The organism is Cutibacterium sp. 37298 (assembly GCF_023838685.1).
In the GTDB taxonomy this organism is placed as follows: domain Bacteria; phylum Actinomycetota; class Actinomycetes; order Propionibacteriales; family Propionibacteriaceae; genus Cutibacterium; species Cutibacterium acnes.
Map to the genome: position 1 here is coordinate 119160 of NZ_JAJNRJ010000002.1, position 11744 is coordinate 130903.

The following is an 11744-nucleotide window of genomic DNA, read 5'->3' on the forward strand; positions in this document are numbered from 1 at the left end:
ATCTGTGCTTCTGCGGTCATCAGTTAAGTATGGACAAGGATCGGAAGAACATGATCTGTCAGGCATTGCCAATGCGATGGGTTCCATCCCGCGCCCCCCCAAAAAGAGATAGTGCGGGTCCAGGGCTGTCGAGAGTCATCGTTGGTGCCTCGACAGACATCGCTGTAGTCGCCCATAATTTATCGGTTATAGAAGTCGGTCGATCTGCAAATTTCAATAGTCGTGATGCGGAACTATGAGATATCTTTCCCTAAGGTAAAATTGAAGAAAGTTTTCCTTATTCGTAGTAAACATACTAGAAACTGTCTTACTCAATGAAAAAGTGGTCCGAGTCATAGATCGGATATCTCAAGACCAGGTTGCCATTAATAGTGCATTGAGAGTTGATGAAATTGATGAAAATTAGTAGTAGCTGTGAGTTATCATCGTATCTTCCGCTAAACCAACTCGTATGGCATGAGGAATGTGAGACTTTGCGTCTCAAGCGTCTTACAAAATTGCTAGAACATGAAGCATTACGAGAAAGCATCCACGTAGCCCAAGGGGCACCTTACATCATCCTCGATGGAGCCCACAGGTGTCGAGCAGCTTTTTATTTAGGATTCGATTCCATACCAGCACATGTTGTCCCGATGGCTCCAGAGCAATCCGTATCTGGTTGGGTACATGTCTATAATACTCGGAAATTTTTTTTCATGCCACCATTGGTGCATGGGGAGGATCGGGGATCCACTATCGCTATTTTACACGATGGTGACTTGCGAAAAGAAGTCCATTCGAAGAGCGATTTGGCCTCGGATCTATTTTATGCTTATTGGGATCTTGCGGAGCTCTTGGGTGGATTTGATTATCGACGTTCAGCGGATGTACCTGCTCAAGGACAGTCTGTGGAATGGGTTCTTCCTTCATGGGGAGCTATAGCCAAGATAGCTACTAATTACGGGCCACTACCAGCAGGTATAACTCGTTTCGGATCAGTTTTTTTCAAAAAGTGCCCACGATGCATTGCTGAGCGCGAAAATCTATCATGAGTGATCCAGTACTTGATCGTGACGAGGTGAAGAGCCTAGCTGTCATGAAGGATTGAAAGAGAAGGTTATTTAAGCCGCATCTCTCCTGGTGAGATATGATCTCTGTTAATGCTTTTCTCGAGGCGACTTGGAATTTTGATAATTACAAAATGATCTTAACTAAGATTGGGCAACCAACGAAGTTGCTCTTGAGGTTCTTCTGAACAGTGAGATGGTGGCAGTCCATCTAATAATTCTAGCCCGCTGACGCAAGAGATGACGACTTCCTCGCCGTGGCCACAGACAGAGATCACATGCGAGTTATCGGCATCGCACCAACTATAAAACTGAATACCGTCTGTCATCCCTTCAGCTGGCGACAGCAAGGTTTGATCTATTACTGAAAAAGAATCTAACTGAACAGTGAGACCCAGCCCCAGATATTTGAGGTATGCCTCCTTCCGTGTCCAGATCATCGCTCGAGCGATGGAGAGGGGAGCCGTAGCGGTTGTCCGCAAGGCCTCCACTTCTTCCACTGAAAAATCGTTCGAGACCACCGCTAAACCTGGCTCAGCGACTGCCTCGACGTCTACGCCTACAGGATGTGGGCTTGTGGCACAGACAATCCACTTCCCATCGTGCGACAAGTTGAACTTAGGACCATCGCGGTTTGCTAGTAGCGGCTTCCCGAAAGCGTTCTTCGATACCTCTGACTGTACTGGCACCTTGTAATCAAGCTTCAATGAATAGGCCCGGAGTTCGTCAGCTATGAGGCAGCGCAAGCAGTCATCGATTCGCACGTATCTTCGTGCTCTATCTCGTCGTTCAGGACTAGCTCTTTCCATCAGCTGTGGCAAGGCACTCTTGGGGAATGTATCGAGTGACACACGAGAGATGTAGATCAATTTTTGGTCCTCTCTTTTATGTGGTCCTATAAGGAGATAGACTAGCTCATGAAGTAGGTGACAAGTTACTTCAGCGTGTATCACTAGGGAGGTCACGCATATGTGTTGTTGTCTCTGTCATTCTATCAACGCCATTCGTAGGCAGGATCAACATGATCAAGATCCGTAACTTCTTGCCTAAACCTCTTCTAATAACGCCCATAGCCTGTACAAGACTCCTCATTATAATTTGCTTGTATGTTATGAAAACTTCCGATGGCATGTCATGCGCAGTAGGAGCACATAAATGATTGCAGGATCTATTGAAGAACTAGATGAAAACTCTCAATTTGTCCGCTTGAAAAATTCATTTCCTAAACATGATGTTTACGCAAAATTAGAAGGTTTAAACACTGCTGGTTCCGTAAAACTCAAGACGGCTATTGCACTCGTCGATAGCTTAGAAAAGCTTCATGGTCTTCAGCCAGGAGGTTGGGTCGTAGAGTCTTCTTCTGGGAGTTTAGGCATAGCACTTTCCGGTGTATGTGCGCGCCGAGGATACAAATTAACAATTGTTACAGATGTGAATGCAAATTCAAGGTCGATTTCGCATATGCGTGCACTGGGCGCGGAAGTGGAAGTTGTTCAATCATTGGATGCAGCGGGCGGATTTCTTGGGACGCGACTTGCTAGAGTTCGCGAATTAGTAGAGATGCCAGGAGGGCCTTTATGGACAAACCAGTACGAAAATGTAGCCAATCCTGAGGTTCATTCCAAGAAGACATATAGAGCGATCGTCGAAGAGTTAGGAGATCCTGATTACCTATTTGTAGGTGCTGGTACCACTGGCACGCTTATGGGTGTATCTAGGGCTGTCATGAAGCGTGGTTCATGCACAAAAGTTTGTGCTATTGATAGCACTGGTTCAGTGACTTTCGGAGGAGCTCCTTCGCGGCGATATATCCCTGGTCTAGGCGCTAGTGTAAAGCCACCAATCTTTGACGAAAAATTTCCTCTAAAACGGTATTATATTGATGAAATCGATACCGTGAGACAGTGCCGACGCATTGCGCAGGTAGAAGGATTTTTACCGGGTGGATCGACTGGCACTGTGCTAGCAGCTTTTGATGCTCTTCGAGATAAAATTCCCGAGGGAAGCCGCGTTGTCATTATTGCGCCGGATCTTGGTGAAAGGTATCTGGATGGAGTATATAACGACGATTGGGTTATGGAAAACTTTGGGGAATCAGCATTCAATTATGCAATTCGTCCTGTTGCGCACGAAGTAAAAGAAACGGAAGGTATTTAAATGACGAAATATGGTGAAATGCTAATTATAGACGCCAAGCTTGTCGAAACATTTTTAAAAGGCAGAGAGTCGTTTCTCATCGATCTTGTTGAACGTGTTTATCGAGCACATCACGCTGGAAATACAGTATGTCCCGATAGTTATTTTCTTCGGTTTCCAGATGCTCCACGAGATCGTATCATAGCGTTGCCATCTTATATCAATGATCAAACCTGTGTGTCGGGAATTAAATGGATTTCTAGCTTTCCTGAGAATGTTGATCATGGGCTACAAAGAGCTTCAGCAGTCATCGTGCTAAATAACACAGATAACGGCTATGCTTATGCGTTCATCGAGGCCAGCCGCATTAGTGCGGCTCGTACAGCTGCCTCGGCTGCGCTTGCAGTTCGAGTTCTTCACGGTGCTCCTACGAGTATCGGTGTAGTAGGCAGTGGCCCTATCGCACAGACAACTTTACATTTTATTAAGTCGCTATACACGACAGCGGTTCCAGTGAAAATTCACGATTTAAATAGTGAATTAGTCGCACGTATAGTCACTCGCCACGGCCCCGAGTGTTCGGTAGTCAGTTTAGAAGAAGCTCTTGGCTGTGATCTCGTGCTATTAGCCACCAGCGCCGGAACTCCTTATGTGCCGATGAGTGTACGTTTCCAACCGAACCAGCTCGTTCTCAATATCTCGCTTCGTGATTTACACCCTGAGACCATTCGAACGGCTAATAACGTGTTTGATGATGTTGAACATTGCCTGAAGGCAAACACTACACCCCACCTCCTCGAACAATTGAACGGAAATCGAAATTTCATCACAGGCACACTGGCGGAATTCATATGCTCTGAGAAGCAGCTTGACCCTGATCATCCAACCGTATTCTCTCCTTTTGGTTTAGGAATTTTGGACCTTGCTGTTGCTCAAAGCTTGTACGAGCACGTTCAAATATCCGGCGATGGATTACGTGTTCCAGACTTTCACGGAGACATGAAACGGTGAATATAGAGTGATAAACCTTACCAAAAGTTTGGAAAAAAATGGGTTGAGCTTGCTCGCTACCGGGAGTGCACTGGTCGGGGAAAACGTCGACTGGCCTTTAGAACGCACACTCTACTCATATTTAGTTGAATGGGCCCAGATCACTTCACATCACGTTGCCGTAATAGATATTCATGGTGAAGAAATCACCTACGAAATGTTATTGAATCGAGTTAACAATCGAGCCTATCTCTTGGAAAAGAAACATGCCTTTGGGAGGGTAGTCATTTCAGAGCACTCGCGCGGTATCGAATGTCTTGTCGATATCCTAGCTTGTAGTGCCGTAGGTGCCATCTATACACCCATTGATCCTCAGTGGCCAGAGGCTCGTCGTAAACATATTAAGACGATCACGAACGCGGCCGCCATTTTCACTGAAAATACCTCGCACGTAACGGAAGCAAAGGCACCATTAGGAGTCACATTTCTGGAGCGTGTGGATGATCCTTTCAACACTCCAAGCTACTGCTTTTTCACCTCGGGTAGCACAGGTGAACCGAAAGGTGCGCTAATCGCGCATATGGGCATGATGAATCACTTGCATAGCAAAGCCCATCTCCTTCATCTTGGTGCTGACTCAGTTGTGGCCCAGACGGCACCCACCACCTTTGATGTATCCATTTGGCAATTTTGCTCAGCCTTACTGGTAGGCGGTGCAGTACGTATCGTCCCCAACGGTATTTCACAGGATCCGCATGAGCTTTTTTCTTTACTGAAAGAGAAACATATAACACACATTGAACTAGTTCCGACAGTATTTCGTGAACTTATTCACGAAATCGGGCCAAGCGTGTCTTTCTCTGGGCTTGAGTATGTTCTGGTGACTGGCGAAGAATTACCCCTTCGGTTGGCTAAAGACTGGACAGAAAAATTCCCGTCTGTCCCGTTAATTAATGCGTATGGTCCTACGGAATGTTCTGACGATGTAACGCATGCGATCGTGGATGGCGAATCGCTTAACTCAGGTGAAGTTCCCATCGGAATTCCAATACCTAATGCGTCTTTATACGTCCTAGAGTATGCAGAAGGTACTTGGCGTCCAGTTCCTCCTGGAGCGCAAGGTGAGCTTTTTGTTGCTGGTCTTTGTGTGGGTTTAGGTTATATCGGAAGCCCAGATAAAACCGCTCAAGCATTTGCCAGGATTGACGGATACCCATTCCGAATATACCGCACCGGAGATCTCGTTCACCAGCGAGCGGATAGTCAACTGGTTTACGATGGCCGCGCTGATCGACAGATAAAAATTAGTGGAGTACGGATTGAGCCCGGTGAAATCGAGAACCGTATCCTTCAAGAAATCCCAGAGCTTGAAGACGTTGTAGTAGTTAAATTCCACCCTCGTGTCCGTGAACGTCGCGCAATGGTGCTCCGAGAAACGACGCACCAGTTTCTTCGCCAAGGAGACGCTAGCTTGGCTGCATTCTATCTTCCTCGCGCCGATTGTTTAGTTACTCCCAAAATGCTTAATAATCGCGCGAAAAGCAGTCTCCCGAGAGTGATGTGTCCATCCCGTTGGATAGAGGTTACTGATATTCCCACTACTTCAAATGGCAAGGTAGATATTAAGTTATTAGAGCGCCGTGCTGGGGAACTGTTACTGAATGAAATTCAAGAGTCAAGAGAGGGATCCATTCCCGGTAGAGTTGAACAGAATCAGGACTCTTTCATTCTTCTCGTTCAGGACGTGCTTGGCACTCCTGTGAATCCAGAACTAACATTTATCGAATCCGGAGGCGATTCTCTTCGAGCAATTCAGCTAGCCAATATTGTCCGCTCACGAGGATCTTACGTAAGAGTACGAGATTTGCTTTCTTTATATACGTTAGGCTCTCTAGCAAAAGAATATCAAGCACAACAGATATCTCCGAAGAAATCGACCTCTGCAAAAAGATCTCCTTCCCGCTTTGATGACGTCAAAATTCCTTTGACTTGTGACATGAATCCGGCTCAGCAAGGAATTTATTTTCAATGGCTACTGGAGCCTGAAAGCCCTTACTATAATTATCAGATATTGTTAGAATGCGCCGGGTCGAACACCGATAGAATCCGTCGTGCTCTTGGCCAGGCATTACGGGCGAATCCACAGCTAATGGCGAAGTTTGGAGTGGATTTAACTGGGAGATTTACACAGACGTTTCCTATCTCTGCTATCGATATGGATGAAATCTCAATACACGAAGTGGCCTCTGCGCAAGAGGCTCGTAAGATCTGTTGGATGAAAGCAGCAGTCCCTTTTAACCTGGAGGAAGGTCCCGCTATCGCCGTGGACGAGATCCGTATAAATGGATATTCTACCTGGTTCGTTTTGACCATGAACGAGATCCTTATCGATGGCTGGGGAGCAATGAAGTTCATGGAACAGTTAATTTCTCTTTTTGAGTGTCGTAACATGGACGATCAGGAGATCGAAGTCAAGACAGCTATGACTTCAGCTCTGGAATATTTCCAACATCTGTCGAAACCTGAAGAGATATCCGCTGAAGCACGAGAATTTTGGTCAAAATCACTCGATGGAGTGAAATCATGTTTCCCATTGCGCGATACATTAAATAGTTCGTGTGATCCCTACGCTGCTTCTGTTATAGAGGTCTCTCTAGATGACGAAGCGACTGCTGAGATCCGTTCCACTGCGCATGCATTGAGTACAAGCCCATTTGCAGTATTTGTGGCTGCTTATTCGTTAGCGTTGGCAGCGGTCTCTGACCAACATGATTTTGTTGTCGGTGCACCAGTAGCAGGGCGAAACGATGAGTATGAAATTGGCGTCCCAACTCTGATGCTTAACATGATTGCAATACGAACTCGTATAGATGTCGAAAAGAAAATTAGTGACACAGTACGTTCGATGATATCTAATGTGACTGAAGCTGTCTCATTCGGTGACAGCGTATTTAGCAAGGTTGTTTCTGAGTTCGCTGATCACACGAACGAGGATCCATTGTTTAGCACGATGGTGAATATGCTTACTTACCCGTCTCTGGAGTTTTGGGATGGTGATCGAAGCCTTCACTTAACTGAATTGAATACTGGGTTTACGAAATATGATGCGTCTCTTTATATCCAGCGACACGGCGAAGATTATACCTTGCAACTTGCTTATAAAGTGGCGTATGTGACACCAGAACGCGCTAATAAAGTACTGGCTCTTACAGCGTGGTTCCTTACCTCTGATTGGCTCTCGGGGAAGACGACTGTCGCTAATGCCATAAAAACTGCCCTTAATGATTGTGATACATCTCAGATAACAATGCTCAAAAGCTATTGATGTAGTATGAAGGGAGATAAAGATGCAACCGTCACATAATTTGCTGGAGGGGTTTCGTAATATAGTCATTCAGAAACCAGGTGATGTCTGTCTGACCGGTCCCGCCGGCGAGCAATGCTCATGGGAACAGCTAGTTAAAAATATCCTTGCGTGGAGAAGGTGGTTCAACCGAGAACAAAGTGAGGGCGTTACTTTTGCTGCTCGACTCGATTTATCCGCCAAATCTGTTGCCCTTGTAATAGCAGCTGTGACGTTGCCTGTCAAGATTGCTTGGATTCCGTTGAATATTCCGGCTTCACGAGAGCGGGACATGATTATTAATCTTGGGCCTAAAACGGTTCTGATCGACGACTCAACAGCGGAAGAAGCAATTTTTGCAGGAAACTGGATAAGTGATGTCAGGTCCTTGACCTGGAGCGATAAATCAAAATTCTTATATTTCACATCTGGATCAGAAGGAGTTCCGAAAGCCGTCCAAGTAGGAATGGATGCGGTGCGGAACCGTATCACGTGGATGTGGAACGCCTACCCTTACGAGTCAAGCGATCTTGTGGTCGTCCAGAAGCCACTCTCATTTGTTGCTTCATTTTGGGAAGTGTTGGGGACTCTGCTGGCAGGTGTTACTGGTGTTTTGATTACTAATATCGAGCGTAGCAGACCTGACGTGATGTTCGATCGACTTGCGTCTAGTGGTGCTACCCACCTTTTTACGACACCTCCAGCACTAGCCAGCTTGTGTGACATTGCCACAGAGCAAGGGAGCACTCTTCCTCAGCTCCGTCTAGCGTGCAGCAGTGCAGACCAGCTGATGGCAAGCGTTGTCCGTCAATTCTTCGAGATCGCGCCCCGTGCGCGAGTAGTGAATCTTTACGGAGCTACTGAGACGTCGGCTAACACAACAAGTTTCGAGGTTTCTCGGTCAGGTAGCATTCCGGACCCTATCCCCCTTGGCGAGCCGATCTGTGCTACGAAAATTGTAATTCGGGACATGAAAGGTAACGAAAAGTTATCTGGGGAAGAGGGACAGATATGCGTACAGGGTGCCCCAGTGGCCGATGGATATATCGTTAATGGTCAACTCAGTCCAGGGGACGATGCGTTCTTTACACTTGGAAGTGGACAACGTGAAATACGGACTGGTGATCTGGGAATCATCAAGGATGGTGTCCTTTCACTGGTTGGCAGGCTCGATAATGCGGTAAATATCGCTGGACACAAGATCCACTTGGAAGAGGTTGAAAGAGCTGCAGCTCGAGTTGCTAACTCCACGAAACAATGTGGTGCAGTTTATCACCAAGGCAGTGGTGGATTTTTGGCGCTCGTGATTCCACGCGAATGGGAATCTCAGGTCACGACTTCTCGTCTTGCCGAATTTCTACCTTCCTATATGATTCCTCTCAAGATCGTAACTACGCAGAATGTTCCTAGATCAAGAACGGGAAAAATCGATCGGAGCGAGTGCCTGAAATTGGTAGCACAGAGCGAACTCTACGATCACGACAGAATATCCCAAGGACAAATGCAGCGTAACAGTGTTCACGATCAAGTGCAAAATATCTGGGATATGGTTCTTGGAAAGAAGAGCCACGGTGAAGATCGTGATTTTTTCTCCGCAGGTGGAAATTCGTTGCGCGCTGTTCAGCTTTTGACCGCCATCGGTAAACAGTTTGGTGTTCGTGTCCCCTTGCGGAACTTCTATTCCAATCCAACGATTTCCTGCTTGGTCAGCTTGCTGATGCCTGTTGAGGAGCGTGAGCAGTGAATCCGGAATTTTGGCAGCGTATTAGTTCAGCAACTACCTCTTGTTGCTCCACAGTCCTGATATTCCCTCCTACGGGTGCCGGAGCTCCTGCCTTTCAATCGATGTCTGTCTTAGAGGGGGATACTACAGTTTGGGGTTACTGCCCGCCTGGCAGGGGTCAACGATTACTTGAACCCGGCATCAGAACCATGGGAGAGTTCGTCAGCAAGTTTCGATCATCCTTCGATATTCCAACTGGGCCGTTGATACTCGCCGGGGTTAGCTTTGGCGCGATGTTGTCGTTTGTAGCTGCTAATATTTTAGAAAATGACGGAATCTTCGCGACTCGTTTGGTTGCCTTATGTGGGCAAAGTCCTAAGAGTTACAGGGGGGAGCGAGAGGGATGGAACTTGGAACGTGCACGGCAGCGTATGCGTAGCTACGGATTGACTCCTAAAAGTATTCTGGACTCCGATGAATCCGATGATCTGTTTGTTCGCCCTACGCTCGATGATCTCTTACTGGCGGAATCGTGTTGTGGTAACCAACTTAAGCAGATTCATGTCCCTATAACCTGTGTTTCCGCTATTGATGATAAGATTGTTTCTTCCGAAGAGGCCGTCCAATGGCGTGAAGCTACGAGTGAGACGTACAGATTGATCGAAGTGACCGGAGGGCATTATGCACATGAAGGTTTTGGAAGAAGGGAATGGTTAAATGTTTTCTCGTGACAGCGTAGTGGCTGAAAGAAAATGGGCGGTTTTGGTAGGTGTCACCACATCTGGATCTCATGCCTCAACGCATTGGTTTAAAAGCTTCTATGAAGCGTGCCAGAAGCGCCACATAATGATATGTGGCGTAGATTTCGAGGAAGAACTAAAGAACAAAATTCCGCCGATTTCTGTCGATTGTTTAATTAGAATATCCGGACTCTACAGGAGAAGCTTAGATGCTGATGAGATCGCTAAAATAGTGACAGAAATTGAAACCCGATGCCCTGGAAGGGTAGCTCTTTCAACGGCACTGCGCGAAAATTATCAGTTGCAGAATAGTCTTTTAGCTGAAGCTATTGGTGTTGCTAGAAATACTGCTGATTGTATTGAACGTATCCAAGATAAACCGGCGTGCCGCGATGCGCTTCGAAAAGCTGGTATCTATCAGCCACAAAGCTTGCGTATTGTTGGAGTGACTTCTGACGGGTGCCTACAATTTAGTGATGCATCAGGCGCTGTCGTTGAAAAACCAACCGATAGCCCAAGAGGCTGGATTGTTAAGCCATCCATAGGGATGGGCAGTGTTGGCGTTAGACACATCTTAAATGTTGAAGATACTTCTGGACTTGATGCTGTCGTTCTCGAGGGGGGTTACTGCTTAGAGGAGTTTATCACGGGTATTGAGTACTCAGTTGAGGGTATTGCTATAGATGGACGGGTATGCATCTACACAACCACAGCAAAAACAACCAACGAAGATTTCGTTGAAATTGGTCATATTCAGCCAGCTGATCTGAACAGTATATCCAGCAAACGTGAGCTTGAAGAACAGCTTCAAAGCTGTGTAAATGCGCTTGGAATTGAGTGTGGAAATCTGCATGTTGAATTTTGGGTCACACCTGAGAAAAAAATTGTATGGGGAGAATTTCACGTGCGTCAAGGCGGAGATTTTATTGCGCCGGATCTTGTGTCAGCTGTGCGACCAGGGATCGACTACTATGGAAATCTGATTGATTCTTTGTGTGGACTTCCTCTCCATCCTTTGCCTGAGATAACCCAGTGTGCTGCTTCAAAGTTTATCGAAGCCTCGCCTGGAGTGGTATCAGAGGTTTCGCTCTATGACAGTGTCCCTGAAGAAATCGATTTGTATTGGGAATGCTTCCCAGGAGAAGTAGCACATGCAGTAAATGGTTCGCATGCAAGGGTAGCTGCTATTGTTGCCCGTGGCAATGACGAGCATACAGTGACTCAGTTATTGGATCGCGCTGCTAATGCTTGCGTAGTGCGTGTCGCTCCTGTAAGCAGAGATTAGTTGCGTGGCAGTAGATTTTACGGCGAGAAGTGAAACACACACCATGACTATATTATGCGGCACGCTACGATAACCTTGTTCGCAGCTTTAAACATCGTCGTCAGTCGCGTGGCTGGAGTTGTCAACGTCCAATATCGCCATCAAGGGTTTTCTGTCTACTCTAGGAAGGATTGCACCTAATTATGAATATTTTCTCTACGCACAAACATGTTGAGATGCGTGATTGGGTCGCTGCTAATATGAGTTCCGTGTTCACTATTCCCACAGTGGCTCGTGGTTGAGCTCTCGGTCGAGGTGTGTTCTGGCATCATAGACCGACAGGCCATCAGCTATGTGAATGATCGGAACCAGTGAAGACAGCACCACTATTCGCACCCTTCGCCAACCTCTGGAACGACCGATAATCTTCGCATGAACCAAGAGCATAGATATAATGTCTAATATTCACTAGAGAAAGCTTTATGCATCGAATATGTCATAC

At 46.5% G+C, this 11744-nt stretch carries 9 protein-coding genes and 3 pseudogenes; 10 read left to right on the plus strand and 2 right to left on the minus strand.

Annotated features, from left to right (window positions below; all coding sequences use genetic code 11):
- Positions 1-711 precede the first annotated feature (711 nt).
- Together LRP59_RS04975 and LRP59_RS04980 are read left to right on the plus strand one after the other, a co-directional pair.
- Positions 712-921 carry a hypothetical protein gene (locus LRP59_RS04975; protein WP_032499665.1) on the plus strand — a complete coding sequence of 70 codons (210 nt, stop codon included), beginning with the start codon at positions 712-714 and terminating at the stop codon, positions 919-921.
- Positions 888-1087, plus strand: a pseudogene (locus LRP59_RS04980) (hypothetical protein). Before LRP59_RS04975 ends, LRP59_RS04980 begins: the two are co-directional and overlap by 34 nt.
- 99 nt (positions 1088-1186) lie before the next feature.
- On the opposite strand, the gene LRP59_RS04985 reads toward LRP59_RS04980, so the two are convergent.
- On the minus strand, positions 1187-2011 hold the full coding sequence (locus LRP59_RS04985) for a 4'-phosphopantetheinyl transferase superfamily protein (protein WP_002513413.1): 825 nt from the start codon (positions 2009-2011) through the stop codon (positions 1187-1189).
- Between the two features lie 190 nt (positions 2012-2201).
- On the opposite strand from LRP59_RS04985, the gene sbnA reads away from it, so the two are divergent.
- The 3 genes and pseudogenes from sbnA to LRP59_RS05000 all read left to right on the plus strand — a co-directional run.
- Positions 2202-3203 (plus strand): 2,3-diaminopropionate biosynthesis protein SbnA, encoded by a 1002-nt coding sequence (sbnA, locus tag LRP59_RS04990; RefSeq protein WP_002513414.1) that lies wholly within the window; start codon positions 2202-2204, stop codon positions 3201-3203.
- Positions 3204-4193 (plus strand): 2,3-diaminopropionate biosynthesis protein SbnB, encoded by a 990-nt coding sequence (sbnB, locus tag LRP59_RS04995; protein ID WP_002513415.1) that lies wholly within the window; start codon positions 3204-3206, stop codon positions 4191-4193.
- A 7-nt stretch (positions 4194-4200) separates the two neighbouring features.
- Positions 4201-5274: pseudogene (locus tag LRP59_RS05000) on the plus strand (AMP-binding protein); the annotation flags it as partial.
- Between the two features lie 51 nt (positions 5275-5325).
- On the opposite strand, the gene LRP59_RS05005 reads toward LRP59_RS05000, so the two are convergent.
- A complete protein-coding gene (locus LRP59_RS05005; protein WP_002524909.1) occupies positions 5326-5631 on the minus strand; it encodes a hypothetical protein in 306 nt (101 codons plus the stop codon).
- Positions 5632-5730: 99 nt separating this feature from the next.
- On the opposite strand from LRP59_RS05005, the pseudogene LRP59_RS05010 reads away from it, so the two are divergent.
- The 5 genes and pseudogenes from LRP59_RS05010 to LRP59_RS05030 form a co-directional block, all read left to right on the plus strand.
- Positions 5731-6012: pseudogene (locus LRP59_RS05010) on the plus strand (phosphopantetheine-binding protein); the annotation flags it as partial.
- A 156-nt stretch (positions 6013-6168) separates the two neighbouring features.
- Complete coding sequence (locus LRP59_RS05015; RefSeq protein ID WP_236887501.1) at positions 6169-7497, plus strand: condensation domain-containing protein; 1329 nt, start codon at positions 6169-6171, stop codon at positions 7495-7497.
- Positions 7498-7807: 310 nt separating this feature from the next.
- Complete coding sequence (locus tag LRP59_RS05020) at positions 7808-9259, plus strand: non-ribosomal peptide synthetase (protein WP_032499599.1); 1452 nt, start codon at positions 7808-7810, stop codon at positions 9257-9259.
- Entirely contained in the window at positions 9256-9969 is a 714-nt protein-coding gene (locus LRP59_RS05025) for a thioesterase II family protein (RefSeq protein ID WP_002533165.1), read from the plus strand. Before LRP59_RS05020 ends, LRP59_RS05025 begins: the two co-directional genes overlap by 4 nt.
- Positions 9956-11263 (plus strand): acetyl-CoA carboxylase biotin carboxylase subunit family protein, encoded by a 1308-nt coding sequence (locus LRP59_RS05030; protein WP_002513418.1) that lies wholly within the window; start codon positions 9956-9958, stop codon positions 11261-11263. The genes LRP59_RS05025 and LRP59_RS05030 overlap by 14 nt, the downstream gene beginning before the upstream one ends.
- Positions 11264-11744 lie beyond the last annotated feature (481 nt).

Excerpts from the sequence above, each read along its gene's own strand:
- LRP59_RS05015 (WP_236887501.1), top strand. The coding sequence starts at position 6,169 with ATGAATCCGGCTCAGCAAGGAATTTATTTTCAATGGCTACTGGAGCCT.
- LRP59_RS04975 (WP_032499665.1), top strand. The coding sequence starts at position 712 with ATGGGGAGGATCGGGGATCCACTATCGCTATTTTACACGATGGTGACT.
- LRP59_RS05030 (WP_002513418.1), top strand. The coding sequence starts at position 9,956 with ATGTTTTCTCGTGACAGCGTAGTGGCTGAAAGAAAATGGGCGGTTTTG.
- sbnB (WP_002513415.1), top strand. The coding sequence starts at position 3,204 with ATGACGAAATATGGTGAAATGCTAATTATAGACGCCAAGCTTGTCGAA.
- sbnA (WP_002513414.1), top strand. The coding sequence starts at position 2,202 with ATGATTGCAGGATCTATTGAAGAACTAGATGAAAACTCTCAATTTGTC.
- LRP59_RS05020 (WP_032499599.1), top strand. The coding sequence starts at position 7,808 with ATGATTATTAATCTTGGGCCTAAAACGGTTCTGATCGACGACTCAACA.